Below are 25,170 nucleotides of genomic sequence, written 5' to 3' on the forward strand. Positions count from 1 at the left end.
CTCGACGTCTCCTCGAACCGGTGGTTACCCGAAGCGGCCGGTGATGTAGTTCTCGGTCTCCTTCTTCTCCGGCTTGGTGAAGATCTTGTTGGTCTCGTCCATCTCGATCAGCCTGCCGGGCTTGCCGGTGCCGGCCAGGTTGAAGAAGGCCGTCTGGTCGCTGACTCGGGCCGCCTGCTGCATGTTGTGGGTGACGATGACGATCGTGAAGTTCTCCTTGAGCTTGGCGATCAGGTCCTCGATCGCCAGCGTCGAAATCGGGTCGAGGGCGGAACACGGCTCGTCCATGAGCAGCACCGCCGGTTCGACCGCGATGGCACGCGCGATGCACAGGCGCTGCTGCTGGCCGCCCGACAGGCCCGCTCCGGGGCGGCTCAGACGGTCCTTGACCTCGTCCCACAGGTTGGCGCCGCGCAGCGAACTCTCGACGAGTTCGTCGGCGACGCTCTTGCTCAGCCGCTTGTTGTTCAGCTTCGCGCCCGCGATGACGTTGTCGTAGATCGACATGGTGGGGAATGGGTTGGGCCGCTGGAAGACCATGCCGATCTCCCGGCGGACCGCCACGGGGTCCACGTCGGGGCCGTAGATGTCCAGGTCGTCGAGCATGACCTTGCCCTCGACCCGGGCCCCCGGTGTCACCTCGTGCATGCGGTTGAGGGTGCGCAGGAAGGTCGACTTGCCGCAGCCGGAGGAGCCGATGAAGGCGGTCACCGAGCGGGGCTCGATGGTCATCGACACGTCCTCGACGGCGAGGAAGTCGCCGTAGTAGACGTGCAGTCCGGAGACGTCAATTCTCTTGGCCACTGGAAGTCCTCAGGTCAGTCAGTGTGGAAGCTTTTGGGTCGATGGGTCGACTGCGGTCAGTGGGTCGACAGCGGTCACGGTGTCGGATCGTCGATCGGCGGTCATCGCCCGAGCTTCGGGGCGAAGAAGCGCGAGATCAACCGGGCGCCGAGGAAGAGCAGCATTACGATCAGGATCAGCGTGAGCGCCGCTGCCCACGCTCTGGCGTAGGCCGCGTCGGTCCCCATGCGGACCTGCTGGTAGATGAACACCGGAAGGCTCATCATCTGTCCGTTGAAGAGGTTCCAGCTGATCTTGTCGGCCGCGATCCCCGCGGTGAGCACCAACGGGGCCGTCTCACCGATAACGCGCGCGAGCGCCAGCATGATTCCCGTGGTCAGCCCGGCAATGGCGGTCGGCAGGACAACTTTGACGATGGTCAGCCACTTGGGCACACCCAGGGCGTAGGAGGCCTCACGCAGCTCGCTGGGCACCAGCTTCAGCATCTCCTCGCTGGACCGCACCACCACCGGGATCATCAGCACCGACAGCGCGATCGCACCGGCCGCGCCGTTGGTCTTTCCGGGGCCGAAGAGCATCATCCACAGCGCGACCACGAACAGGCCCGCGACGATCGACGGGATACCCGTCATCACGTCCACGAAGAAGGTGATGGCCTGTTTGAGTCGGCCGCGCCCGTACTCCACGAGGTAGATCGCGGTCATCAGGCCGACCGGGATGGAGATCAGCGCCGCGAAGCCGGTGATCGCGATGGTGCCGACGATGGCGTGGTAGACACCGCCCGCCTCCATGCTGGGCAGCACGCCGTTCATCGAGACGGTGAGGAAATACCCGTCGAACCGGTCCATACCGTTGACCAGAACGGTGAACAGCAGCGAGAGCAGCGGGACGATCGCCACCGCGAAGCAGCAGTAGACGACCCCGGTGACCAGCCGGTCCTTGGCCTTGCGCCAGTTCTCGACGAGGGTCGAGGCGGTTCCGATGAGCACGAGGTACCCGACAGCGAGGAGCACCGCGAAGGAGGCCGGGTGGAACGCATTCAGCGCGAACTGCGCGCCGCCGACGACGATCGCCACACCGGCGAGCACCGCCGGAGGGAAGTAGCGCGGTAGCGTCCCGGTCGTCAGCGTGGGCCGCTTCAGCCGCGGGCCCTTGCCAGCGGCGCCGGTGGAGGGGGCGTTGCTCGTGGTGGTCATTTAGGAGAACTCCTTGCGCCGCGCGACGATGAAGCGCGCACCCATGTTGACGACCAGCGTGATCGCGAAGAGCACCAGACCGGCCGCGATCAGCGCGGACACACCGTAGCCGGTGGCCTCCGGGTACTGCAGGGCGATGTGCGCCGCGATGGTCTGGTTGCCGCTCTGCAGGAGGAAGGGGGAGATGACCAGAGCGGGCGAGAGGATCATCGCGACCGCCATGGTCTCGCCGAGCGCGCGGCCCAGGCCGAGCATGGCGCCGCCGATGATGCCGGGGCGGCCATAGGGCAGGACCGCCATGCGGATCATCTCCCAGCGGGTGCCGCCCAGGGCCAGCGCGGCCTCGCGGTGGGCCTGCGGCACCTGGTGGAAGACGTCCCTGGACATCGCGGTGATGATCGGCAGGATCATCACCGCCAGCACGATCCCGGCGCTCATCATCGTCCGTCCGGTGGTCGACACCGGCCCTTCGAACAGCGGAATCCAGCCCAGATACTGCTTCATCAGCTTGTAGACGGGCTGCAGCTCCAGGACGAGGTAGCCGACGCCCCACAGGCCGTAGACGACGCTGGGGATGGCTGCCAGCAGGTCCACGATGTAGCCGAGGACCGCGGCGATGCGGCGCGGCGCGTAGTACACGATGAACAGCGCGATGCCGATGGCGAGCGGCGTCGCCAGGACCAGCGCGATCGTGGCGGCGAGCACGGTCCCGAAGGCCAGGGCCGCGACACCGAACGCGGGGTCGGTGCGGGTGCTGGCGTCCCACTCGGTGGCGGTGAAGAAGTTGGCGGTGTTGGCCAGCAGCGAGTCCCAAGACTGGAAGAGCAGGAAGGCCGCGACCCCCGCGAGGATCAGCAGGATCAGGAGCCCTGACCCGCGTGCGGTGTTGGCGAAGACGACATCGCCGACACGCCGTTTGCCCTTGGGCGGCGGGGCCGCCGCGGACGTGTCCGCGTCCGTGGTGGTCATGTGAGACTCCGGTCGAGATTCGTCACGTTCGTGGTCGCGGTCGCCCCTCCGGAGACCGGTACCGTCCCGTGTTGTCCTGACGTGGGCTGACAGGGCCCGTTATATTGTGCGGCTTTCGCGTGGGCGTTTCGACCATGCCGTGCCGCCGCCGACACCAAAAGCGCGCAACGGCCGGGAGCGGCCGGCCGTACAACGCCGTGAAGGGCAGGGCCCGCACCCGTCGGTGTGGGCCCCGCCCTCGCGGAGGTCTGCGGCGCGCCGATTAGGCGCTCGCGGAGATCTTGTCGATGGTGGCCTGGAGCTTGTCCCGCGTCGTGGAGGAGATCGGGGCGGAGCCGGTCTCGTCGGAGGAGGCCTGCTGGCCCGCCTCGCTGATGACGTAGGAGAGGAAGGACTTCACCAGCTCGGCGTTCTTCTCGTCCTCGTACTCCATGCAGGCGATCTCGTAGCTGACCAGCACGATCGGATAGGCGGAGGACTCCTTAGTGAGGTAGTCGAGCTCGATGGCGTGGTCGTTCTCGGTGTTGCCCTCGCGCTCCGGGGAGGCGTCCACGATCGCGGCCGCGGCCTCGGGGCTGTAGGCGACGAATTCGTCGCCGACGCCGACGGCGGCGGTGCCCAGACCCTTGACGTGGGAGGCGTCCACGTAGCCGACGGTGCCCTGGCCGCCCTGGATGGCGGCGACCACACCGGAGGAGCCCTGGGCGGCCTCGGCCGGCTCGATGGGCCAGTTGCCGTCAGGCTCGTGCGGCCAGGCGTCCCCGGCGGCCTCGGCCAGGTAGGAGGTGAAGTTCTCGGTGGTGCCGGACTCGTCGGAGCGGTTCACCGGAACGATCTTGGTGTCCGGGAGCTCGACGTCGGGGTTGTCCGCGGCGATCTTCTCGTCGTTCCACTTGGTGATCTTCTGGTTGAAGATGTCACCGATCACCTCGGGCTTGAGGTTGAGGGAGTCGATGCCGTCGAGGTTGAAGGCGACGGCGATGGGGGAGATGTAGGCCGGGAGGTTGACGACCTCGGAGCCCTTGCAGCGCTTGGTGGCCTGCTCGGTCTCCTTCTTGTCGAGGGCGGCGTCGGAGCCGGCGAAGGTCACGGCCCCGTCGATGAACTGCGAGCGGCCCGCGCCCGAGCCCACGGCGTCGTAGTTGACCGTGGTGTCACCGCACGCGCCCTCGTAGGCCGCCGTCCACGCGGCCACGGCGTTCTCCTGGGCGCTGGACCCGGCGCCGGCGAGCGTGCCGCCGCCGTCGACGCAGTTGACGTTGCTGGCGTCGGCCGCGTTCTCCGGGTCGACGGCCTGGTCACTGCCACAAGCCGAAAGTGCGAGGGAACCGGCGAGGGCGAGCCCCGCGAACTGACCGTACTTGGAGAGCTTCACAGCTCCGGTGTCCTTCCTGTGGACCTTCGTCTTGGCTGGACAGGCCCCCATCCGAAGGGTCCCGCCGACTGTGAAGGTAGGCAGGCCAGGTGACGAGCCCTTCCAGGGAGGGTGAACGGAGAGTGAACGCGGGCGTCACCAGGGCGGAAGAAACGGCAATAAAGCGATGGATGTACGGTTAATCACTTCGATTTTACCTTTTCGCGCCCCTGGTGAACTGCGTGGATCACCACAGGCCCAGGGCCCGTCACGGCGCGTGGTGCGGGGTGCCGCGCCGCGGCCGAGGCTCTCTCAGGGGGCCGCGTACATCACGTCGGCGTCCCACAGCGTGAACCCGAGCGACTCGTACAGCCGCACCGCCGCCTGGTTCTCCTCGTCGACGTAGAGCAGCACCCACGGCAGGCCCCGGTCGCGCAGATGGCGCAGACCGACAAGGGTGAGCGCGCGGCCCAGGCCCGTGCCCTGCCATGCCGGGTCGACCCCCACCACGTAGACCTCGCCCACCGGCTCGCCGTCGGTGAGCCCGGCGCCGTCGGCGTGCGTCTTGGTCCAGTGGAACCCGGCGATCGCCCCGGTGGCGGTCTCCTCGGCGACGAAGAAGCCCTCCGGGTCGAACCATTCCTCGGCCTGCCGCTGCCGCAGGTCGTCGAGGGTGACACCGCCCTGTTCGGGGTGGTCGGCGAACGCGGCCGCGTTGGCCTTCAACCACGCCGGTTCATCGGTTCCGACCCGGAACGTGCGGATGACCAGCCGCTCGGCCACCTCATCGGACAGCACTGGCTCAGGCAGGGCCTGTGCGGGCGGGACCTGTCCGGAGGGCCCCGTGGACGGCGCGGTACCGGCGGTGGCTGCCCCCGTCGTCCTGGCCGCCGGGGCCTCGGTGCCGTCGCGCAGCCGCAGCCGCATCTTCAGCAGCCCCCGCACCTGCTCCCAGCCGAACGAGCGCGCCAGTGCCACCGCGCCCTCCAGCCGCCCATGAGCCCAGACACGCACTCCGTCCGGACCGGCGTCCTCGGCCAGCGAGCGCAGCAGGGTGGACCCGTGCCCGCGGCGGCGCCGCTTCGGCAGGACGACGACCTCGGCCGCGTCCGGTTCGCCGGGCGTGCGCTCCGCGAAGGCGAAACCGGCCAGGGACGCCGGGCGGCTCCCGGTCTCCTCGAAGATCAGGTGGAAGCGCGTGGTGCCCGTCTCCGCGCCGTGGCGCACACGCAGCAGCGTCTGTTCGGCCAGCGGAGCGACTCCGTCATGTTCCTGGGCCGCCTCGGCCAGGGCGATCACCGCCTCGGCCTCGTCGGTCTCCAACTGCCCGGTGATGTGCACAAAGCTCATGGGAAGAGCCTAGGGCCTGTCCGGCGGATCATTCCGAGTGCGCGACCACTGGATCGGTGTCGGCCCCGCTCCCCCCGAGCGGCGGGAATGCCGCTACAGCAACACAGCCCCGCACTGGAGTCCCCTACTCAGGCGGATCGCGGAAAGGGTGGCGACCACCGGTGGTCCGGAACGTCATCGCCGGACAGGCCCGGCTTTTATCGGATCACCCTGATAGCGGAGGGCAGGGTGATCCATTTAGAAGGGTCGGGTCGGTCTGCACGCGCCGTTCTCTTCTGGCACGGGCACCTTCCCTGTGCCCGCCTCGGAGACGATAGGCCACGCCCGACCGGGCGAAAAGGCCTCCGCGCCCTGTTTCGGCGAGGGCCGAAAGACGGCGCGATAGGTGTGGTGGAGGGCACATTCGGCCGTCCCGCGAACCCCGTCGGTCGGCCGCCGGGGACGCGGGTGGGGTCGGCGCAAGCGGGCCCGTTTCTCCGCCGGCCCTCCGGGCGGTTCGCCCCGTGCGGGGATTTCGATGGCCTTGGCGAGCGATCACGCTTCGCTCCCGTGCGCCGCCGGTCTCGTTGTGAGCGAGCGCCACGGCAACACCGTGCGCCACTTACGTCACTCCGCTCGGGATGGAGCTCCTCGACCCGGCCCGGTGAACGAGGCGGAGCACCCGCCGGTCAGTTCTTGCGGCGGCGGCCCATGTAGCCGGTGCCTGTGCGCACTCGGCGGAAGGGGCTCAGCGGGACGGACAGGAAGAGCAGGAGCAGCAGGAACGCGAACATCACCAGCGGAGTGAGGGAGGACGACACGTCGGTGTCGCCCGCGGCGACCGTGGTGCTCTCCTCGCCGTCCTGGCTGTCTTCGCCCGGCACGACGGTGGGCAGGTCCGCCAGGTCCCGGGACGAGCTGGGCGTGTCCAGCTCGGGAATGTCGGCGGGTCCCGTGGGCAGCGCGGGCCGGTCGCCCTCCGAGTCCGATGAGCGCGTGGTGACGGGGCTGTGCGGCGGCGCGGGACGCGGAGCGGATGTGGTCTGCCGCGGTGACCGTGTAGCGGGCTTCTTCGCCGACGGCTTCTTCGTTGACGGCTTCTTAGTGGAGGGCGACGTGGTGGACGGCGACGACGGGTCTTTCTCCGGCGGTGTCGTCTTCGGCGGTGGCTCTGGCGAGCCGCTCTGGTCCGGCGGGTTCGACGGATCGCTGGTTTCCGGCGGATCCGAGGGGTCCGCGGTCTCGGGCGGCTCCGAGGGATCTCCGGTTTCCGGCGGGGGCGTCGGGTCTTCGGTCTCCGGCGGGTCGGTTTCGTCCGGGGGCGACGGCTCCTCGGACGGGTCGGGCTCCTTCTCCGCGACGACCTCCACCTCGACCGGAGCGGACTCGGCGGTGTCGCGCGGCACCTCGTCGACCAGGGCGCAGTCGATGCCCTTGTTGACAGCGACGTAGTCGACCATGGCCGTGACCGTCACCGACTCCGTTGGCGCGCCGGTGACCTTGGCATTGGCGGGCGCGGTCCGCGCCTCATGCTCGCCGACGCTGAAGCCGCTGTCCACGCGGAGGTCGTAGAGGCAGAACTGGATGTTGGGGCGGTCGGGGGAGGGCGCGACCTTGAGGTCCAGCGTCGCGGTCTCCCCGGTCTCGACGGTGAGCCGCTCGGGAGCCAGGGAGATGACCGGGCGGAGCTCGGTGTCGAGCGCCAAGGTGTCGGCCGAGGCGGATGGCACGAGCGCGATCAGGGTCGAGCCGATGAACATTGTGCCGAGCGGGAGGGCTGCGACGCGCAGAGACGCCCGGGAGGTTCTGCCGTCATTACCGCTCAGCATGGGCCACTCTCCATCCGCCATGGCTCATCCGACTGCCGCGGGCGCGCCGCAATTGCGGTCACCACGGACACACACCGCCGCCGTTTCCGGCCGTCCCAGCATCTTAAAGGGTGCTCCACTTCACCACGAGCCCCCAGAGCCGGGGTGCGGAAGAAGTAACCCGGTGGATGCCGGGGATTCAGATCGATCCGGTTGATCCCGTCAGTCCGGAAGCTCGAAGGGAGCACTCGAAGGGATCAGTGGCGCGCCGAGGCCGACCGCTGATCGGACTCGTCGCCAGTGGTCTCCTCTCCCTTCGGCGCCGGGGACGACTCCTTGGCCCCCGACTTGGTCGTGGTGTCGGGAACGAAGCGGTAACCGACGTTGCGCACGGTGCCGATGAGCGATTCGTACTCACTGCCCAGTTTCGCCCGCAGTCGTCGCACATGCACGTCAATCGTGCGCGTGCCGCCGAAATAGTCGTATCCCCACACTTCCTGCAGCAGCTGGGCCCGGCTGAACACCCGCCCCGGGTGCTGGGCGAGGAACTTCAGCAGCTCGAACTCCTTGAACGTGAGGTCGAGGATGCGGCCGCGCAGCCGCGCGATGTAGGTGGCCTCGTCGATGACGAGGTCGCCGCGGCGGATCTCGTCGGGGTCATCGGTTCCGGCGTCGGCCTGGCCGATCGCCAGCCGCAGCCGCGCCTCGACCTCGGCCGGCCCCGCCGTCGTGAGCAGGAAGTCGTCGACCTGCCAGTCGGGGGTGAGCGCGGCGACCCCGCCCTCGGTGAGAATGGTGATCAGAGGACAGTCCAGCCCGGTGGTGTCGAGCAACCGACAGAAATTGCGGGCCGCCACAAGGTCGGTGCGGGCATCCACCAGAATGGCGTCGACCGGGGGACTCGCGGCGCGGTCGCCGCCCGACACGAGGAGGGCGCCCGCCTCGGCGGGCGCGACGCGCACCGAGTGCAGGAGCAGGCCCAGGGCCGGCAGCACGTGATCCGACGGTTCGTTGGAGTTCGTCAGTAGCAGCAGGTGGCTCATGCGTCCCATCCCGTGGCCCCGCGCGCGGCGGGTGATCGAAGGCGCCGTTGCCCCCGGTGAAGAATAGATATCGACTGATGAATCGCCTCCGAGCACTTCAAGGATAATCAATCGATGGTGAGCGGAATCATCCGGTACTGGGCGGCGGCCAAGGAAGCCGCCGGAACCGGCGAAGAGACCTACCACGCCGACACGTTGGCGGAGGCGCTGGACGCGGTGCGCGCCGGGCACTCCGGCGACGACCGGCTGCTCCGCGTCTTGGAGCGCTCCTCCTTCCTGGTGGACGAGAGGCCGGTGGGTGCGCGCGACCATGCCGCGGTCAAGCTGACCGAGGGCGGTGTGATCGAGGTACTCCCGCCCTTCGCGGGAGGCTGACGGGAGGCGAGAGGACGGCGGTAGGCACGAGAATGACGGGAGGGTGAGCGGCCCGGGCCGCACGCACACCGGCACCACACGAGCGCAGGGGTACCGCGTGGGCTCAGGGGCACAGCACGCCACAGCGCTCGCTTCGAACGTGAGGACGTAGATGAACAGCGGGACGGGCGGGGCACACGGTGCCGCCCACACGATCACGATGCTCGGCAAGCCGGGCTGCCACCTGTGCGACGAGGCGCTGGAGGTGATCCGGCGGGTCGCCGACGACCTGGGCGTGCACTACGAGGTGCGCGACATCACCACCGCGCCGGCGGAGGAGAAAGACGAGTACTGGGACAAGATCCCGGTCACGTTCGTCGACGGCGCCCAGCACGACTTCTGGCGGGTGAGCGAGAAGCGCCTGCGGGCCGCTCTGTCATGAACCGCTCCGCTGGTCCGCGCCCCGGTCTCCGGTCCCGCCGTCCCCTCGGCGTGCCCCCGCGCGCCGACCGGAAGTCCCCCTGGTACAAGGGTTCGCGAACGCACGCGTGTGGCCTGGGAGGTCCGCGCGTTACGCCGACCCTACTTTGTGCCTCCTTTCACAAGGGCGTAATCTTAGGTTCAAAATCCATTCCGGCCGGGATCTTGACGAGTGCGTCGCGCTCGTGAGGAGCAACGGACCTGTGTCGGCCCGCACCTTGACACTTCGTCGATCGAAGCCCTGGAGCACACGCCCGTGACCCCTCCTACGCCACGCCCCCGGGAGAGGGGAATCCCGGAGGCGACAGTCGCGCGACTGCCGGTGTATCTGCGCGCCCTGCAGGCGCTGAACGCCAGCGGGACGCCGACGATCTCCTCCGAGGGCCTCGCGACCGCGGCGGGGGTGAACTCGGCGAAGCTCCGAAAGGACCTCTCGTATCTAGGGTCGTATGGGACGCGCGGGGTGGGCTATGACGTCGAATATCTCATCTACCAGATTTCGCGTGAGCTTGGTCTCACAAAAGACTGGACGGTGGCGATCGTCGGAATAGGCAACCTCGGGCGTGCGCTGGCTAATTACGGAGGGTTCGGTACCCGCGGGTTCCGGATCGCGGCGCTGCTCGACGCCGACACCGCGGTCGTCGGCCGGGAAGTCGCGGGTCTCTCGGTGCGTCACATCGACACCCTGGAAGAGGCCGTCAAGATGGAAAAGGTGTCCATCGGAGTCATCGCGACTCCGGCGGCGGCCGCGCAGGGGGTGTGCGACCGCTTCGTCGAGGCCGGTGTCACCAGTGTGCTCAATTTCGCACCGGTGGTGCTCAATGTGCCTCCGGGCGTCGATGTGCGTAAGGTCGACCTGTCCATCGAACTGCAGATCCTCGCCTTCCACGAGCAGCGGAAGAACGGCGGCCACGGGCGACCGGGGTGGATCGAAGCCGCGGAAGGTCTGTGAGGACGGGCGCGGCAGCGGAATTGGACTGAGGTACGGAGCGTGGCGGTAATCCCCGCATTGGAGTGCAGATGAGTGTCCTCGCCGTTGGGCTGAGTCACCGGGGCTCACCGGTGGCCCTGCTGGAGCGCGCTGCTCTGGACGGCCAGACCCGGCTCAAGGTCATGGCCGAGATGGCGAACGCCGCGGCCGTCAACGAGGTGCTGATGGTCTCCACGTGCAACCGCACGGAGATCTACGCGGACGTCGAGAAGTTCCACCCCGGCGTCGCCGCCATCACCGAACTCTTCTCCTGGCACACCGGTATCTCGCTGGCCGACCTCACCCAGCACTGCTACGTGCACTACGAGGAGCGCGCCGTCCAGCACCTGTTCTCCGTGACCTGCGGGCTCGACTCCATGGTCGTCGGCGAGGGGCAGATCCTCGGCCAGGTCCGCAACGCGATCAAGGACGCCCAGCACACCGGCACCATCGGGCGGGTGCTCAACGACCTCGGCCAGCGGGCGCTGCGCGTCGGCAAGCGCGCCCACACCGAGACCCACCTCGACCACGCCGGCGCCGACATGGTCGGCCTCGGCCTCGTGGTCGCCGGGCGCCACTTCGGCCCCTTCGGCTCCGCCCGGATCGACGCGATCGGCTCCTGCGGGGCCGAGAGCGCCGACGCCCCCGCCCGCTGCCCGATGGGCGGCAACGAGGCGCTGGCCGAGCCGACCGCCGACGTCGCGGCCGCCGTCCCGCAGCCCCAGGTCCTCACCGGGGCGCGGGTTCTGGTGCTGGGCGCCGGATCGATGAGCGCGCTGTCCGCCAACACCGTGGCCCGCCAGGGCGCCAGCACGGTCATCGTCGCCAACCGCACCCACGAGCGCGCCGCCCGGCTGGCCGAGTGCCTAACCGAGGCCTACGAGCCCATCCAGAGCCACGCCGTCCCATTCGAGGACGCCGCTGGCCTCCTCCACGAGGTCGACCTGGTGATCTCCTGCACCGGCGCCCAGGGCCTGGTGCTGACGCGGGCGGAGGTCGAATCCGCCCTGGAGCGGAAGTCCTGCGGGCGCCCGCTCGTCTTCCTCGACCTCGCCCTTCCACGCGACATCGACCTTTGCGTGCGCGACATCCCCGGCGTGCACCTAGTCGACATCGAGGACCTCCGCCAGGCCGCCGCCGAAGGCGCTGACGCTGCCTCCGGGCGTTCCGGCGCGATCTCCGTGGTCCGTGACATCGTCGAGGAGGAGGTCGCCGAATACCAGGCCGTGCGCCGCGCTGAGCAGGTCGCTCCGACCGTTGTCGCGCTGCGCAGCAAGGCCCGCGAGGTCGTCGACACCGAGCTCTCCCGACTGGAGGGCCGATTGCCCGACCTGGACGACAAGACCCGCGGCGAGGTCGGCCACGCCCTGCGCCGCGTCGTGGACAAGCTTTTGCACCAGCCCACGGTCCGGGTCAAGGAACTCGCGGCGGGACCCGACGGCGACTCCTACGAGGCGGCCCTGCGCGAGCTGTTCGACCTTGAGCCGACGGCACCCGGCGCGGTGAGTGCCGAGCACGGTTCCGCACAGAGCACCGCAGGGGAGACGAAGTAGTCATGACCTCCGTGCCCGCCCGGCTCGGCACCCGTCGCAGCACGATGGCCACCACGCAGTCGCAGCAGGTGGCCGACGTCATCACCGAGCGCACCGGCATCCCGGTCGAACTGGTCCTGATCACCAGCTACGGCGACGTCACCAAGGCCCATCTGACCCAGCTCGGCGGTACCGGTGTCTTCGTCAACGCGCTGCGCGACGAGCTGCTCTCGGGGAACATCGACTTCGCGGTGCACTCCCTGAAGGACCTGCCCACCACACCGGCGGACGGGCTGACCCTCATCGCCATCACCGAGCGGGACGACCCGCGCGACGCCTTGTGCGCCCGCGACGGCCTGAAGTTCGCCGACCTGCCGCGCGGCGCCGTCATCGGCACCGGCTCGCCGCGGCGTGTCGCCCAGCTCGCGGCGCTCCGGCCCGACCTGAACTTCGTCCCGATCCGCGGCAACGCCGAGACCCGCCTGGGCAAGGTCAGCTCCGGTGAGCTCGACGCCGTCGTGCTGGCCTACGCCGGGCTCGCCCGCATCGGCCGCGTCGACGACGTTACCGACGTCTTCGAGCCCTCCCAGATGCTGCCCGCTCCCGGCCAGGGTGCTCTCGCCGTGGAGTGCGACATCTCCCGTGCCAGCCGCGACCTGGACTACCTCGCCGCCGTCGACCACACCCCGACCCGGATGGCGGTGGCCGCTGAGCGCACGGTTCTGGCCGAGCTGGAGGCGGGCTGCGCCGCCCCCGTCGGAGCGTTCGCCGAGTACCACGACGGCCTGCTGCGGCTGCGCGCCGCGGCCGTGGCCACCGACGGCCGGCAGTCGGTGCACCGCGAGCGCGCCGTCGCGCTGGACGGCCCCGACATCACGGTCGCGGCGGCCGAACGTCTCGGCCGCAAGCTCGCCCGCGAGATGATCGCGGAGGGGGCCGACCGCATCGTGGCCGCCGCCACTGAGGAGTCCTCAGGCACCGAGGACGAGCCAGAGCACGGGGGGCAAGAGCAGGGGGAGCAAGGGTAGGCCGCCGCCCTGGCTGGGCGCCCCGGCCAGCGCGCCATCGGGACGTCGGACCCCGGGATGCCGGGGGAATCGCGGTGGCGCCGGGAGGCCGAGCAGCGGGGGAAGCGCGGTGGCGGAGAAAACCAAGGAGCGAGCGCACATTGACTACGCCCCACAGACAACCGCGGGAACGCCTGCTCTCGCGGACAGGGGTCCGATTCCTCCTCGGGCGTGATGTCCGGGGCATCCTCGGAGGTTCATGGTGAATCAGCACACTGAGCCGAGCGCTGGCCATGTCGCGATCGTCGGGGCCGGGCCGGGCGGCGCGGAGCTGCTGACGCTGCGGGGTGCCGCGCTGCTCGCGGAGGCCGACGTCGTCATCACCGTCCGCGAGCCCGGACCCGAGCTGGCCAAGTACCGGGCCGCCCTGCTCACGCACTGCCGCGACGACGTCACGGTGCTGGAGCCGGCCGAATGCGGCGGCGAGATCAACGCCCTGGCCGTCAACCACGCCCGCGAGGGCAGCCGCGTGGTCCGCCTGTACAGCGGCGACCCCCTGGTGGGCTGCCGGGGCGCCGAGCTGGCCGCCGCTTGCCAGCGGGCCGGCGTCGAGTGCGAGCACGTGCCGGGGCTGTCCTCCATCACCGCGGTCCCGACCTACGCGGGCGTCCCGCTGATGCCCGAGGGCGTCAGCGACCTGCACGTCGTCAACGCCCGCAGCGCGGGGTTCGACCTGGAGCGGCTGCCCGAGGACGACGGCGGAACACTCGTCGTGCTGGGGCCGGAGATCCCCGACGACGACCCGGGCCACGCCGGTCCGGGCTACGACCGGCTGTGCAAGGCGCTGATCGCGGGCGGGCGGCCCGCCGACACCCCGGTCGCCGTCACCCGCATGGGGAGCACCACCGAGCAGAGCACGGTCGTCTCCACGCTCGGTCGGCTCACCGCCGACATCAAGGCCGCCGACGCCAAGGGCAACAACGTCACCTCGCCCGCGATGCTCGTCGTCGGCCCCGGCGTCGCCCAGCAGAAGGAGCTGTCCTGGTTTGAGACGCGTCCGCTGTTCGGTTGGCGGGTGCTGGTTCCGCGCACCAGGGAGCAGGCGTCCGGGCTCGCCGGCCAGCTGCGCGGTTACGGCGCCGTGCCCGAGTCGGTGCCCACGATCTCCGTCGAGCCGCCGCGCACCCCGCAGCAGATGGAGCGGGCCGTGCGCGGCCTGGTGACCGGCCGCTACCAGTGGGTCGCGTTCACCTCGGTCAACGCGGTCAAGGCCATCAGGGAGAAGTTCGAGTCCTACGGCCTGGACGCCCGCGCGTTCGCCGGGGTCAAGGTCGCGGCCGTCGGTGAGCAGACCGCCGCCGCGCTGCGCGAGTTCGGCATCCAGCCCGACCTCACCCCGCCCCCGCACCAGCAGTCCGGCGCCGGACTCGTCGAGGTGTGGCCGCCCTATGACGCCGAGCTCGACCCCATCGAGCGGGTGCTGCTGCCGCGCGCCGACATCGCGACGGAGACGCTGTCCGCCGGCCTGGACGACCTGGGGTGGGAGGTCGACGATGTCACGGCCTACCGGACCGTCCGCGCCGCGCCGCCGCCCGCACCGGTCCGTGAGGCCATCAAGGGCGGCGGGTTCGACGCGGTGCTCTTCACGTCCTCCTCCACCGTCCGCAACCTGGTGGGCATCGCCGGAAAGCCGCATAACACCACCGTCATCGCGGTGATCGGGCCGGAGACCGCCAAGACCGCTGAGGAGTTCGGGCTGCGCGTCGACGTCGTCGCCCCGAAAACCTCGGTTTCCGCCCTCGCCGCCGCTCTGGCGGAGTACGGTGCGGCACAACGGGCCGAGGCGCTGGCCGCGGGGAAGCCGGTCCTCAAGCCCAGTCAGAAGCGGCGCGGCCGACGGCGCAAGGCGCTGTAGGTCCTCCGAGATCCCGGCCCGCCCGGTCCACGACCAATCCGCACCCTGCCCCACAAGGGAGTGTCGCCACATGTCCGCTCGTTACCCGGCCGCCCGCCCGCGTCGGCTGCGCCGCACACCCGCGCTGCGCCGCCTGGTGGCGGAAACGCGGTTGCGACCGGAAGAGCTGATTCTGCCGATGTTCGTCAAGGAGGGCATTGACGCGCCGAACCCGGTCGAGTCGATGCCGGGCGTGGTCCAGCACACGCGCGACAGTCTGCGCAAGGCGGCGCAGGAGGCCGCCGAGGCCGGCGTGGGCGGGCTGATGCTGTTCGGCATCCCGGAGTTCAAGGATGACCGCGGCGCGGCCGCCGACGACCCGGGCGGCATCGTGCAGCGCGCGCTGCGCGACCTCTCCGCCGACCTGGGCGACGACATGGTGATCATGGCCGACCTGTGCCTGTGCGAGTACACCGCGCACGGGCACTGCGGCGTGCTCACCCCCACGCACCAGGTCGACAATGACGCCACCCTGGAGCGCTACGCCTCCATCGCCATCGCGCAGGCGGCGGCCGGTGCGCAGGTGGTGGGGCCGAGCGGGATGCAGGACGGACAGGTCGGCGCGATCCGTGCGGCGCTGGACAAGGCGGGGTATACCGACGTCGTGATCCTGGCCTACGCGGCGAAGTACGCCTCGGCGTTCTACGGCCCGTTCCGCGACGCCGCCGAGGGCGCGCCGCAGTTCGGCGACCGCGCCGGGTACCAGCAGGACCCGGCCAACGCCCGTGAGGCGCTGCGCGAGGTCGAGCTCGACCTTGACGAGGGCGCCGACATGGTCATGGTCAAACCGGGGCTGGCCTATCTCGACATCATCGCCAAGATCGCGGAGCGGGTCGACGTACCGGTCTCCGCCTACCAGGTCAGCGGCGAATACGCGATGGTCGAGGCCGCGGCGCGCAACGGATGGATCGACCGCGAGCGCGCGATCATGGAGGCCCTGCTCAGCTTCCGCAGGGCCGGAGCCGCGCAGATCCTCACCTATTGGGCCACGGAGGCAGCACGCCTCCTGCGCTGACGGGAAACAGACGCTTCCCGGTCGCCCAGGTCGAGGTCGGGAATAGCGAGAACTGACCGACACGACCGGGATGAACAGGGAGGGAACCCATGGCCGATGTGATCCAGCGGCGGAAACGCCGTCCCGCGCTGGGCGACATGTTGGGCGCGGCCTTGAAGTACGCGTCCCTGGGCTGGCCGGTCTGCCGGGGTGCCGCGCCCTCCGCGATGGGCGGGCGCGCCTGCGGTTGCGACCGCATCGGCTGTCCCGACCCGGGCGCCCACCCCATGTCGGCGGCGTGGGGCATGGAGGCCACCGTCAACCCGGACACCATCCGCCGATGGTGGACGACCACCCCCGCGGCCAACGTCATCCTGCCCACCGGCCGCGTCTTCGACGTCCTCGACGTCCCCGCTGGCGCCGGTGTCATGGCCCTGACCCGGATGGACCGCGCGGGAATCCCGGCCGGCCCGGTGGCGGCCGTGGACGGCCGCCACCTGTTCTTCGTCGCCACGCGCTCGCCGGTGGACGAGGACGAATGGTGGTCCTGCCACCTCGACTGCGTTCCCGAGACCAGCTCCGACACCCCCGGCCTGCGCTGGCACTGCCGCGACAGCTACGTCCTCGCCGCGCCCTCGCAACTTCCCTCGGGCGCCGCCGCGACCTGGATCCGCGGCCCCCGTGAGGGAGCGGCCCCCACCGGACTGCCCGACCCCATCGCGGTCCTCGACACCATCTCCGACGCCTGCGAGGAGTTCACCTCCTGAGCCCCGCGCGGTGATCCGGTGATCACCGCCGGGTGGAACCCGGGTCCGCTGGGCGGCCTTGTCCGCTGTGGACCCATCCGGTGTTCTGCGGTGAAAAGCGGCACCGAGGGCGGGTGGGGGTGGGGCGGCCGGGCTTGTCGCGGGCCCGCTCTGGCGATGATCATGGGGAATCTCCCGGCAAACCGGACAGAACTGGGACCGTCCCCATGATCATCGCGGGAAAGTTGTGGAAAACCGGGCAGGCGGCCCCCAATCCGCGTTTCGGGCCGCCCGCATGGCCTGCCCGGGAGCTGATCCGGGGGCGCTCCACCCCTGGCCTCTTCGCGGCCGCCGTCGCCGCTCCACCGGGAAGAGGACCGGCGGTGCGACCCCCGCCAGACCGAACCCGCCAGGGGACCGGCGTCCTCAGCCCCCACCGGCCTCGCTGCCGCTTTTCACCCAAGAACACCGGATTAGCCGAACGCCGACACGGCCGCCCAGCAGACCTTGGCGGGCAGGGCCGGGATCGCCTCGGGACAAGAAGAGAGCTAGGGCAGGTCCAGCTTCTCGTCGCTGACGACGATGCCGTCCTCGTCGCTGTAGAGCCAGCTTTCCGGGGTGAAGACGACGTTCCCGAAGGACACGGCCCCGTCCAGGTGGCCGGCGCCGGTCTTGGCGGACTTGCGCGGGGTGCTCCCCAGGGCCTTGATGCCGAGGTCGAGCTTGGCCAGGGCCGCGACGTCGCGCACCGCGCCGTTGATGACGACGCCGGCCCAGCCGTTGTCGAAGGCCGCCTGGGCGATCAGGTCGCCCATCAGGGCCGTGCGCAGGGAGCCGCCGCCGTCCACGACCAGCACCCAGCCTTCGCCCGGCTGGTTGAGCTGCTCTTTGACCATGGCGTTGTCCTCGTGGCACTTGATCGTGGCGATCGGGCCGTGGAACGCGGTGCGTCCGCCGAACTGGCGGAACTGGGTCTCGCAGGTGACGATCGATTCCCCGTGGGCGTCGATCAGGTCGGCGGTGGCGAACACCTCAGACATACAGTCCCCCTGGGTTGGGTGCGGTGGTGGGTCTGGCAGTGCTGGATAGGGAAGTACTGGCTAGTGCGGGGCCGACAGGCCGGTGACGGATGTGCCGGTGGTGCGGGTGTGTCCGCGGAAGGTGTGTCCTCGAACCTAACAACTCGGGTCGCGGCACGTGCGGCGGGTCTCGGGAATTCACCCGCCCGGCCAGGTGCCACACTGGGAGGCGTGGCTACACATACGACTTCCGATGAGCTGTTCCAACGAGCCGGTGCGGTGGTTCCGGGGGCGGTGAACTCCCCCGTCCGCGCGTTCGGCGCGGTGGGCGGTACCCCGCCCTTCATGGCGTCGGGGAACGGCCCCTACCTGACGGACGTGGACGGCAACACCTACGTCGACCTCATCTGCTCCTGGGGTCCGCTGATCCTCGGGCACGCGCACGCCGCCGTGGTGGAGGCGCTGACCGAGGCCGCGAGCAAGGGGACCTCCTATGGCGCGCCCACGCCGGGCGAGGTGGAGCTGGCCGAGGAGATCGTCGCGCGCACCCCGGTGGAGCGGGTGCGGCTGGTCAACTCCGGCACCGAGGCCACCATGTCGGCGATCCGGCTGGCGCGCGGCGCCACCGGCCGCAGCAAGGTGATCAAGTTCGCCGGGAACTACCACGGGCACGTCGACGCCCTGCTGGCCGCGGCCGGGTCCGGGGTGGCGACGTTCGCTCTGCCCGACTCCCCGGGCGTCACGGGCGCGAGCGCCGCCGACACCCTGGTCCTGCCCTACAACGACATCGAGGCCGTGGAGCGGGCCTTCGCCGAGTCCGGGGACGAGATCGCCTGCGTGATCGCCGAAGCGTGCCCGGCCAACATGGGCATCGTGCCGCCGAAGGACGGCTTCAACGCGAGGCTCAAGGAGATCACCGCGAAGCACGGCGCGCTGATGGTGCTCGACGAGGTCCTCACCGGGTTCCGCGTCAGCCGCTCGGGCTGGTTCGGTCTAGAGGGCGTCACCCCCGACCTGATGACGTTCGGCAAGGTCATGGGCGGCGGGCTGCCCGCGGCGGCGTTCGGCGGCCGTGCCGACCTCATGGAGCAGCTGGCCCCGGCCGGTCCGGTCTACCAGGCCGGGACGCTCTCGGGGAACCCGCTGGCCACGGCGGCCGGACTGGCGACCCTGCGCAACGCGACCCCCGAGGTCTACGCGCACATCGATCGCGTGTCGGCGCGGGTCGCCGAGGCGGCGGGCAAGGAGCTCAGCGCGGCCGGGGTGCCGCACCGCATCCAGCACGGCGGCAACCTGTTCACGGTGTTCTTCACCGAGGACGAGGTGACCGATTTCGACGGTGCGCGGGCGCAGAACACCGCCGCCTTCGCCGCCTTCTTCCACGCGATGTTGGACCAGGGCGTGTACCTCCCGCCCGCGGCGTTCGAGGCGTGGTTCTTCTCCGCCGCCCATGACGACGCGGCCATTGACCGGGTCGTCTCGGCTCTGCCCAAGGCCGCGCGCGCCGCCGCGGAGGCGAGTGCCTAGGTGTTCCTGCCCTGGGAAGGTCGGTAACGCGGAAGCGCCGCTAACCGCGGTGGGGATACCGGTGGTGATTGCCGTGATCGACCACCCTCGGTGGCCAGTACACCTGTGGAGGGGCCGTTGGCGCCCGGCGGAGCACGCCACCGCCGGGCCGGTCGGTACCGCCGGACGGATCCCTCGCGGGAAGCCGGGTGACGGTAGGGGCTGTGATGTGCGAGGGGCGCGAAGAAACGCTACGTGATTCACTGACTGACCGTTAACCGGCGCTTTATCCTAGGGAGATGTTGGATCTCGACCGGTTGCGCGCGCTCACCACGATCGCCCGGTACGGCTCGGTGAGCGCGGCGGCCGACGTCCTGGGCATCACCACGTCGGCGGTCTCCCAGCAGATCACCAAGCTTGAGCGGGAGACCTCCGCGCAGCTTCTGGAGCGCAACGGGCGCGGTGTCCAGCTCACGGACGCGGCGCACGTGCTCGTCCAGCACGCCGACCGGATCCTCGAACTCATCACCGCCGCCGAGGCCGACCTGGAGGCACAGCGGGGCGGCGTCGTCGGACCTCTACGGGTCGCCGCGTTTCCCACCGCGGCCCGCGGGCTCATGCCCCAGGTCCTCGTCGACGCGGCGGAGCGGCACCCGCGGCTCACCGTCACGCTCACCGAGTGCGACCCCATGGCCTCCCAGACGCTGGTGCTGCGCGGCGAGTGCGACCTCGCCGTCGTCCAGGACTGGGAGGGCTCCCCCCTCCCGCCCCCCGAGGGCATCGAGCGCGTCCACCTCTTCGACGACACGGCCGAGGTCGCCATGCCCGCCTCACACCCGCTCGCGGAGCGGGACGACGTGGAGATGTCCGAGCTCGCCGACGAGAGGTGGATCTCCTCCCCGCGGGGCACCATCTGCTTCGACTGGCTTGCCGACGCCCTGCGCCGCCGGGGCGTGGAGCCGCGGATCGCACACTACAGCGGCGAGTACCCGACCCAGCTGGCCCTGGTCGCGGCCGGACTGGGCCTCGCGCTGCTGCCCCGCCTGGGCCGGGGACGGCTCTGGCCCGATGTGGTGACGGTCCCGGTCCGCCCCGTGCTCTTCCGGAGTGTCTACGCGCTGTGGCGGCGCGAGGCGGGGCGTCGGCCCGCCGTGCGTGCCATGGTGGCGGCCCTGCGCACGGCGGCCGATACCGTTTAAGGGCACGCCGCCTCGCGCGTCACGTCGCCCACCACCCGCAACGGCCCGGTTGTCCGCGCCACCGGTGGGGCCGGCACCGCGGCACGGCGTTCCCGGATGACAAGAGCCACGAAGGGAAGCGGTCGCACACATGCCCACGACCACCGTCGTCCACCTGCTTCGGCACGGTGAAGTGCACAATCCTGACGGAATCCTCTACGGGCGGCTTCCGGACTTCCACCTGAGCGAGACCGGCCAGCGGATGGCCGATCTCGCCGCGGCCTGGTTCGAGGGCCGGGACATCGCCGCCCTGTACTCCTCGCCTCTGGAGCGCACCCAGGAGACCGCCGAGCCGTTGGCGGACCGCGTCGGCCTGCCCGTCCGGCTCGACGATCGGCTGATCGAAGCGGCCAACTCGCTGCAGGGCAGGCACGTCTCCCGCGGCTCGCTCACCGACCCGCGGGTCGTGCGGCGGCTGTACAACCCCTTCCGGCCGTCGTGGGGCGAGCCCTACACCGAGATCGCGGCCCGCATGGTCGACGTCGTCAAGGTCGTCCGCAAGGAGGCGTGGGGACGCGAGGCCGTGTGCGTCAGCCACCAGCTGCCGATCTGGACGGTGCGCCGCGCGGCCGAGCACAAGCCGCTGTGGCACCGGCCGGACCGCCGCCAGTGCGAGCTCGCCAGCGTGACGTCGCTGACCTTCGAGGACCAGCGGCTGGTCAGCGTGGGCTACTGCGAGCCCGCGGCCGCGCTCTACGGTTCGGGACCGGGCGTCCCCGGCGCGTAGCCGCCTAACCGCGGGGGCCGGAGGGGCACGGGAAGGAATGGCCGGTGTTCCGTGTTGTCCGCAGGTGGGGCAACCCGCGTCCGGTCACCAGATCAGCGGCCGTGCGTTCCGCGGTTGGCGCGAGCGGGTAGGCTACCTCGTTGGGTGCGGCGTATGCGTTGCTCTCCGTTCGTTCGGAGGGACGGCACGCGTTCCGCGTTCCGATCCCGCTCTCATGAGCCCGTGGGACGACGCGTCGTATCCCCCTCGATGGCACCCATTGGTCCGCCCGCGTCCGCGGGAACGGGCTGGGTGGGCTGTCGTGTCTGAAGCAACCGTTGGCGAGAGGTGATCCTATGGGTTCCGTCATTAAGAAGCGCCGCAAGCGCATGGCGAAGAAGAAGCACCGCAAGCTTCTCAAGAGGACTCGCATCGCGCGCCGCAACAAGAAGTAGGTTCGTGTCTCTCCGCCGACGCCGCCCCTCCGGTTCCCGGCCGTGGCGGACGCGGAGACACTCTCCTCATTCACGCGTACCCAACTCTTTCGAGGCGTGCAGTCATGGGCCGAGTCGTACTTGTCACCGGGGTCTCCCGCTATCTGGGCGCCCGGGCCGCGGAGAAACTGCTCGACGACCCCGGTGTCGACCGGGTCATCGGCGTCGATCCCGCGCCGCCGGGATACGCGCCGGGGCGGGTCGAGTACGTCGCCGCGGATCTCCATGACGGCAGTGTGAGCAGGGTCGTCCGCGACTCCGGCGCGGACACGGTCCTGCACCTCGGCCTCGCCACCGCCCCCGAGAGCGCCGAAGGCCGGGCGGAGTCGCAGGCTAACCACGTCCTGGGCACCATGCAGCTGCTGGCCGCGTGCCAGCGGTCCACGTCCGTGCGGCGGATCGTGGTGCGCTCCAGCGCGGCCGTCTACGGGGCCGCCGCGCCCTCCGCGGAGCTGTACACCGAGGACCTCCAGGCTCGCGACATCCCGCGCTCCGCCTACGCCCAGGACGCCGCCGAGGTGGAGCGGCACACGCGCGGCCTGGCCCGCAGGCGCCCGGACATGTCCGTGGCCGTCCTGCGCCTCGCCAACCTCATCGGCCCGTCGATGGAGACCCCGCTCGCTCGCTACTTCGGGCTCCGGGTCGTCCCCACGGTCCGGGGCTACGACCCGCGCCTGCAGTTCATCCACGAGGACGACGCCGTCGACGCGCTGTGCCTGATGGCCGGCGGCGACAACGAGGGCGTGTTCAACGTCGCGGCCCCCGGCTCCATCCCGCTGTCGCAGTGTCTGCGCCAGGCCGGGCGGCCCGGTGTGGCGATGCCCGAGCGCGGCCTGCGCATGCTGCGCGGCCTGGCCCGGCGCGGCCGTATCGACTACTCACCGGAGCAGCTGCGGCTGCTCTGCTCCGACCGCGTCATGGACGTCAGCAAGCTGCGCCGCACCGTGGGCTGGTCGCCGACCTACACCTCGCAGGAGACCTTCGAGGCGTTCCTCGCGGAGCTCGGTGTCGACGGCGATGACCCGAAGAACGGGCGCGAGCGCGGCCGTGGCCGCGACCGCCGTCCCGTGATCCACCGGATGCGGGCCGCCGTGGGGCGCTCCTAGAGCCGCCTCCGGGCCGCCCCCTATCACCCAGCCCCGCCCGTTCCGACGCGCCGCTCGCGCACGTCCCGCGCGTTTCAGCGCTGGTCGGGCGTGCCCCTGCGACGGCGGATCATGCCCACGGCCACCGCGCCGCCGACCGCCCCCGCCACGGCGGCGGACACCCCGACCCGCAGCTTGACCCGGTGCCTGCGGAACTCGTGCACCGGCCATCCGCGCTCCTCGGCGTGCTCGCGCAGCGCGTCGTCGGGGTTGACCGCGTTGGGGTGGCCCACCAACGACAGCATCGGCAGGTCGTTGCACGAGTCGCTGTAGGCGGCGCAGGCCGACAGGTCCAGTCCCTCACTCCGCGCCAGCGCGCGCACGGCCTCCGCCTTGGCCGGGCCGTGCAGCAGGTCGCCCACCAGCCGCCCGGTGTAGACGCCGTCGACCGTCTCGGCGACGGTCCCCAGAGCGCCGGTCAGCCCCAGCTTCCGCTTGATGATCTCGGCGAGTTCCACGGGGGTCGCGGTGACCAGCCAGACGCTCTGCCCGGCGTCGAGGTGGCGGCGGACGAGGCGGCGCGCGCCCTCCCAGATCCGGTCGGACATCGTCTCGTCGTAGATCTCCTCGCACAGCGAGACGAGGTCGTCCACGGCGTGCCCGGCGACGAACGCCAGCGCGGCCTCGCGCGCGGCGTGGATGTGCTCGGGCCGCTCGCTGCCGCTGAGCCGGAACACCGCCTGCCCCCACGCGAACCGCAGCAGGTCACGCGTGGTGAACAGGTCGCGGGCGGCGAGTCCGCGGGCGAAATAGTAGATCGACGCACCGCGCATCAGGGTGTTGTCGACATCGAAAAAGGCCGCGCCGTGCCGGACGATGGCGGGATCGCCGCCATTCTGATCAGGTCGGATATGCGCCCACATGTTTCGAGCCTACGGTCACCGGGGCGCGCGGCGACCGGAACGCGATTGCGGGATCACACCGGGTGAGCTAACTCACAACACAATTGGGGGCAACTGCACGCGGCCCCGGGAAATCGGTGCAAGTCGGAGCCGCGAAAGCCGAGTCGTGTGCACAAGCGGGTGCGAGAGTGCAGCATTATTAGCGGGATGGTCGAGGTAGGACTGGCATTCGTCTGCGCACTGGTGGCTTGGAGCGCTACCGCTGCGCTTATCGCGCGTACTCAGAGGGAACCCCGGGTCTACACGGGCGCGTGGGTCGCGTCGTCGGTGGGCGTCGCGATCGCGCTGAGCGCTGCCTTCCCCGGGGCGCTGCTGGAGTTCTCCGACGTGACCTTCCGGATCTTCCAGATCGGGGTCGCCCTCATCGGGCCGCTCATGGCGGCGTGGGGCGCGGTGGAGTACGCGGTCGATTCGCCCCGGGCGCGTTTCGGGACCCGTCTGGTGGTGACGGCGCTGACCATCGTGCCGCTGGTGGTGCTGACCCTGGACCGGTTGCGCGGCCGCTACGACAGCAGCTATCCGGCCCTGGCCGACCACTACGACCTCATCCCCAAGTCGGTGCTGGGTCTGGTCCACACGTTCGCGGCGCTGGCCCTGATCGCGTGCGCGATCGTGGCCGTGCGGCGGATGGGGGAGCGCCCGCGGTTCGCGCAGCACCAGCTGACGGTGATCGGCCTGGTCGCCCTCGCGGCCGTGCTGGAGATCCTGGTGGCCCGCGTCGGGCTGGCCGTGCTCGGCCAGCTCATGATGCTGGGGGCGGTGGGCGCGCTGTGGGCGGCCCTGGTCCGTTCCCAGAAGCCGCCGAGAGAGCGCCGCGGGCGGGGACGCGGCGGCCGGCGCCGGTCCGCGGCTCCCCCGCGGGACACGTCCGAAGCCGACGAGGCCGAGCAGGAGTCCCAGGACTTCCGTGATCAAGAGGAGGACGGCGTGTGGGGTAGGCGGCGCCGCAAGGAACCCGAGTACGACGAGTACGACGACGGCTTCGACCGGGGCTTCGACGACGAGGACGACTACGACGACTACGGTGAGCCGTCGGCGTCCCCGCGCCAGTCCTCGCGGCTGCTCGGCATCATCACCATCTACACGCTGGCCGAGGGGCACGAGGACGCGTTCGACGACTGCGCCGACGAGGTCGTCGACGAGGTCGCCCGGCGGGAACCGGACACCCTGCTGTTCGCCGCCCACACCGTTCCCAGCGCGCCGCAGCAGCGCATCGTCTACGCCATCTACCGCGACCAGCTCGCGATCGAGGAGCACGAGCAGCAGCCGCACGTCATGGAGTTCCAGCGCCGCAGCTCTTCGCACGTCGTAGCCACCAATGTGATCGAGCTCGCACTGTCGGGGGCCTCGGCCAACGACAATCTGGCGCACATGCTGATGCCGCGCTGAATCCGGGGCGAACGCACGCGGACGCACCGATGAGCGCGGGATGAGAAGCGCCCGACGTTTCCCGGGCCGATGGTGGAAATCGGCGGGGAGATTCCCACCGGAAACCGGGAGAAGGGGACGCGTGAAGTACGCTTCGTTCTCGTCGACTAGTCAGCCGGGGCGTCCTGGGGCGCCGCTGAGCTGTGCTCTGCGGCCCTGACCATCCCCCTGGGCCGTGCGGAGCGCCGGGAC

23 protein-coding genes are annotated in these 25,170 nt (G+C 70.5%); 14 read left to right on the forward strand and 9 right to left on the reverse strand.

The features are described 5' to 3' along the window. Positions 1 to 24: 24 nt before the first annotated feature. The 7 genes from pstB to ABD259_RS02015 form a co-directional block, all read right to left on the reverse strand. A complete protein-coding gene (gene pstB / locus ABD259_RS01985; RefSeq protein ID WP_344159773.1) occupies positions 25 to 804 on the reverse strand; it encodes a phosphate ABC transporter ATP-binding protein PstB in 780 nt (259 codons plus the stop codon). 101 nt (positions 805 to 905) lie between these two features. Next, positions 906 to 2,000: a phosphate ABC transporter permease PstA gene (gene pstA, locus ABD259_RS01990; protein ID WP_344099626.1), complete on the reverse strand. Its 1,095-nt coding sequence runs from the start codon at positions 1,998 to 2,000 to the stop codon at positions 906 to 908. After that, a complete protein-coding gene (gene pstC, locus ABD259_RS01995) occupies positions 2,001 to 2,969 on the reverse strand; it encodes a phosphate ABC transporter permease subunit PstC (protein WP_344099624.1) in 969 nt (322 codons plus the stop codon). Between the two features lie 262 nt (positions 2,970 to 3,231). Continuing rightward, positions 3,232 to 4,344, reverse strand: a complete 1,113-nt coding sequence (gene pstS / locus ABD259_RS02000) for a phosphate ABC transporter substrate-binding protein PstS (protein WP_344099622.1) — start codon at positions 4,342 to 4,344, stop codon at positions 3,232 to 3,234. A gap of 291 nt (positions 4,345 to 4,635) precedes the next feature. After that, positions 4,636 to 5,673: a mycothiol synthase gene (gene mshD / locus ABD259_RS02005; RefSeq protein ID WP_344159776.1), complete on the reverse strand. Its 1,038-nt coding sequence runs from the start codon at positions 5,671 to 5,673 to the stop codon at positions 4,636 to 4,638. 668 nt (positions 5,674 to 6,341) lie between these two features. Beyond that, the gene (locus tag ABD259_RS02010) at positions 6,342 to 7,481 is read right to left on the reverse strand and encodes a hypothetical protein (RefSeq protein WP_344159779.1); all 1,140 of its coding nucleotides are present in this window, start codon (positions 7,479 to 7,481) and stop codon (positions 6,342 to 6,344) included. 236 nt (positions 7,482 to 7,717) lie between these two features. Continuing rightward, a complete protein-coding gene (locus ABD259_RS02015; RefSeq protein ID WP_344099614.1) occupies positions 7,718 to 8,503 on the reverse strand; it encodes a winged helix-turn-helix transcriptional regulator in 786 nt (261 codons plus the stop codon). 114 nt (positions 8,504 to 8,617) lie between these two features. Between ABD259_RS02015 and ABD259_RS02020 the strand changes: the two genes are divergently transcribed. The 8 genes from ABD259_RS02020 (at position 8,618) to ABD259_RS02055 (ending at position 16,561) form a co-directional block, all read left to right on the forward strand. Continuing rightward, positions 8,618 to 8,878, forward strand: coding sequence for a MoaD/ThiS family protein (locus tag ABD259_RS02020; protein WP_344099612.1), 261 nt, complete (start codon positions 8,618 to 8,620; stop codon positions 8,876 to 8,878). A 151-nt stretch (positions 8,879 to 9,029) separates the two neighbouring features. After that, the gene (locus ABD259_RS02025) at positions 9,030 to 9,299 is read left to right on the forward strand and encodes a glutaredoxin family protein (protein WP_344099610.1); all 270 of its coding nucleotides are present in this window, start codon (positions 9,030 to 9,032) and stop codon (positions 9,297 to 9,299) included. Between the two features lie 294 nt (positions 9,300 to 9,593). After that, positions 9,594 to 10,289, forward strand: coding sequence for a redox-sensing transcriptional repressor Rex (locus tag ABD259_RS02030; protein WP_344159782.1), 696 nt, complete (start codon positions 9,594 to 9,596; stop codon positions 10,287 to 10,289). Between the two features lie 68 nt (positions 10,290 to 10,357). Continuing rightward, positions 10,358 to 11,860, forward strand: a complete 1,503-nt coding sequence (locus ABD259_RS02035) for a glutamyl-tRNA reductase (RefSeq protein WP_344099608.1) — start codon at positions 10,358 to 10,360, stop codon at positions 11,858 to 11,860. A gap of 2 nt (positions 11,861 to 11,862) precedes the next feature. Further along, on the forward strand, positions 11,863 to 12,867 hold the full coding sequence (gene hemC, locus ABD259_RS02040; protein ID WP_344099606.1) for a hydroxymethylbilane synthase: 1,005 nt from the start codon (positions 11,863 to 11,865) through the stop codon (positions 12,865 to 12,867). 238 nt (positions 12,868 to 13,105) lie between these two features. Then, positions 13,106 to 14,761 carry a bifunctional uroporphyrinogen-III C-methyltransferase/uroporphyrinogen-III synthase gene (locus tag ABD259_RS02045; protein ID WP_344159785.1) on the forward strand — a complete coding sequence of 552 codons (1,656 nt, stop codon included), beginning with the start codon at positions 13,106 to 13,108 and terminating at the stop codon, positions 14,759 to 14,761. 70 nt (positions 14,762 to 14,831) lie between these two features. Then, complete coding sequence (gene hemB, locus ABD259_RS02050; RefSeq protein WP_344099602.1) at positions 14,832 to 15,815, forward strand: porphobilinogen synthase; 984 nt, start codon at positions 14,832 to 14,834, stop codon at positions 15,813 to 15,815. 89 nt (positions 15,816 to 15,904) lie between these two features. After that, positions 15,905 to 16,561, forward strand: a complete 657-nt coding sequence (locus ABD259_RS02055; RefSeq protein WP_344099600.1) for a bifunctional DNA primase/polymerase — start codon at positions 15,905 to 15,907, stop codon at positions 16,559 to 16,561. A gap of 527 nt (positions 16,562 to 17,088) precedes the next feature. Here ABD259_RS02055 and rraA read toward each other — a convergent pair. After that, positions 17,089 to 17,580 (reverse strand): ribonuclease E activity regulator RraA, encoded by a 492-nt coding sequence (gene rraA / locus ABD259_RS02060; protein ID WP_344099598.1) that lies wholly within the window; start codon positions 17,578 to 17,580, stop codon positions 17,089 to 17,091. Positions 17,581 to 17,790: 210 nt separating this feature from the next. Here rraA and hemL point away from each other — a divergent pair, with 210 nt between their 5' ends. From hemL to ABD259_RS02085, 5 genes are all read left to right on the forward strand, one after another. Continuing rightward, positions 17,791 to 19,086 (forward strand): glutamate-1-semialdehyde 2,1-aminomutase, encoded by a 1,296-nt coding sequence (hemL, locus tag ABD259_RS02065; protein ID WP_344159788.1) that lies wholly within the window; start codon positions 17,791 to 17,793, stop codon positions 19,084 to 19,086. A 278-nt stretch (positions 19,087 to 19,364) separates the two neighbouring features. Beyond that, on the forward strand, positions 19,365 to 20,264 hold the full coding sequence (locus tag ABD259_RS02070) for a LysR family transcriptional regulator (protein WP_344159791.1): 900 nt from the start codon (positions 19,365 to 19,367) through the stop codon (positions 20,262 to 20,264). A 130-nt stretch (positions 20,265 to 20,394) separates the two neighbouring features. Continuing rightward, positions 20,395 to 21,030, forward strand: a complete 636-nt coding sequence (locus tag ABD259_RS02075) for a histidine phosphatase family protein (RefSeq protein ID WP_344099592.1) — start codon at positions 20,395 to 20,397, stop codon at positions 21,028 to 21,030. Positions 21,031 to 21,365: 335 nt separating this feature from the next. Beyond that, entirely contained in the window at positions 21,366 to 21,464 is a 99-nt protein-coding gene (locus tag ABD259_RS02080; RefSeq protein WP_017621272.1) for a 30S ribosomal protein bS22, read from the forward strand. 104 nt (positions 21,465 to 21,568) lie between these two features. Continuing rightward, positions 21,569 to 22,609: an NAD-dependent epimerase/dehydratase family protein gene (locus tag ABD259_RS02085; RefSeq protein WP_344099590.1), complete on the forward strand. Its 1,041-nt coding sequence runs from the start codon at positions 21,569 to 21,571 to the stop codon at positions 22,607 to 22,609. Between the two features lie 74 nt (positions 22,610 to 22,683). Here ABD259_RS02085 and ABD259_RS02090 read toward each other — a convergent pair whose 3' ends face one another. Next, positions 22,684 to 23,511, reverse strand: a complete 828-nt coding sequence (locus ABD259_RS02090; protein ID WP_344099588.1) for an HAD family hydrolase — start codon at positions 23,509 to 23,511, stop codon at positions 22,684 to 22,686. 186 nt (positions 23,512 to 23,697) lie between these two features. On the opposite strand from ABD259_RS02090, the gene ABD259_RS02095 reads away from it, so the two are divergent. Then, positions 23,698 to 24,939, forward strand: a complete 1,242-nt coding sequence (locus ABD259_RS02095; RefSeq protein WP_344159794.1) for a putative quinol monooxygenase — start codon at positions 23,698 to 23,700, stop codon at positions 24,937 to 24,939. The last annotated feature ends 231 nt before the right edge of the window (positions 24,940 to 25,170 follow it).

Origin of the sequence: Nocardiopsis rhodophaea, from assembly GCF_039530945.1 — a bacterium.
Taxonomy (GTDB): domain Bacteria; phylum Actinomycetota; class Actinomycetes; order Streptosporangiales; family Streptosporangiaceae; genus Nocardiopsis_C; species Nocardiopsis_C rhodophaea.

Bases quoted from the DNA above. Each gene is read 5' to 3' on its own strand.
- pstA (WP_344099626.1), bottom strand. From the start codon at position 2,000: ATGACCACCACGAGCAACGCCCCCTCCACCGGCGCCGCTGGCAAGGGC.
- pstC (WP_344099624.1), bottom strand. From the start codon at position 2,969: ATGACCACCACGGACGCGGACACGTCCGCGGCGGCCCCGCCGCCCAAG.
- mshD (WP_344159776.1), bottom strand. From the start codon at position 5,673: ATGAGCTTTGTGCACATCACCGGGCAGTTGGAGACCGACGAGGCCGAG.
- ABD259_RS02010 (WP_344159779.1), bottom strand. From the start codon at position 7,481: ATGCTGAGCGGTAATGACGGCAGAACCTCCCGGGCGTCTCTGCGCGTC.
- ABD259_RS02015 (WP_344099614.1), bottom strand. From the start codon at position 8,503: ATGAGCCACCTGCTGCTACTGACGAACTCCAACGAACCGTCGGATCAC.
- ABD259_RS02020 (WP_344099612.1), top strand. From the start codon at position 8,618: ATGGTGAGCGGAATCATCCGGTACTGGGCGGCGGCCAAGGAAGCCGCC.
- ABD259_RS02025 (WP_344099610.1), top strand. From the start codon at position 9,030: ATGAACAGCGGGACGGGCGGGGCACACGGTGCCGCCCACACGATCACG.
- ABD259_RS02035 (WP_344099608.1), top strand. From the start codon at position 10,358: ATGAGTGTCCTCGCCGTTGGGCTGAGTCACCGGGGCTCACCGGTGGCC.
- hemC (WP_344099606.1), top strand. From the start codon at position 11,863: ATGACCTCCGTGCCCGCCCGGCTCGGCACCCGTCGCAGCACGATGGCC.
- ABD259_RS02045 (WP_344159785.1), top strand. From the start codon at position 13,106: ATGGTGAATCAGCACACTGAGCCGAGCGCTGGCCATGTCGCGATCGTC.
- hemB (WP_344099602.1), top strand. From the start codon at position 14,832: ATGTCCGCTCGTTACCCGGCCGCCCGCCCGCGTCGGCTGCGCCGCACA.
- ABD259_RS02055 (WP_344099600.1), top strand. From the start codon at position 15,905: ATGGCCGATGTGATCCAGCGGCGGAAACGCCGTCCCGCGCTGGGCGAC.
- rraA (WP_344099598.1), bottom strand. From the start codon at position 17,580: ATGTCTGAGGTGTTCGCCACCGCCGACCTGATCGACGCCCACGGGGAA.
- ABD259_RS02070 (WP_344159791.1), top strand. From the start codon at position 19,365: ATGTTGGATCTCGACCGGTTGCGCGCGCTCACCACGATCGCCCGGTAC.
- ABD259_RS02075 (WP_344099592.1), top strand. From the start codon at position 20,395: ATGCCCACGACCACCGTCGTCCACCTGCTTCGGCACGGTGAAGTGCAC.
- ABD259_RS02080 (WP_017621272.1), top strand. From the start codon at position 21,366: ATGGGTTCCGTCATTAAGAAGCGCCGCAAGCGCATGGCGAAGAAGAAG.
- ABD259_RS02085 (WP_344099590.1), top strand. From the start codon at position 21,569: ATGGGCCGAGTCGTACTTGTCACCGGGGTCTCCCGCTATCTGGGCGCC.
- ABD259_RS02090 (WP_344099588.1), bottom strand. From the start codon at position 23,511: ATGTGGGCGCATATCCGACCTGATCAGAATGGCGGCGATCCCGCCATC.
- ABD259_RS02095 (WP_344159794.1), top strand. From the start codon at position 23,698: ATGGTCGAGGTAGGACTGGCATTCGTCTGCGCACTGGTGGCTTGGAGC.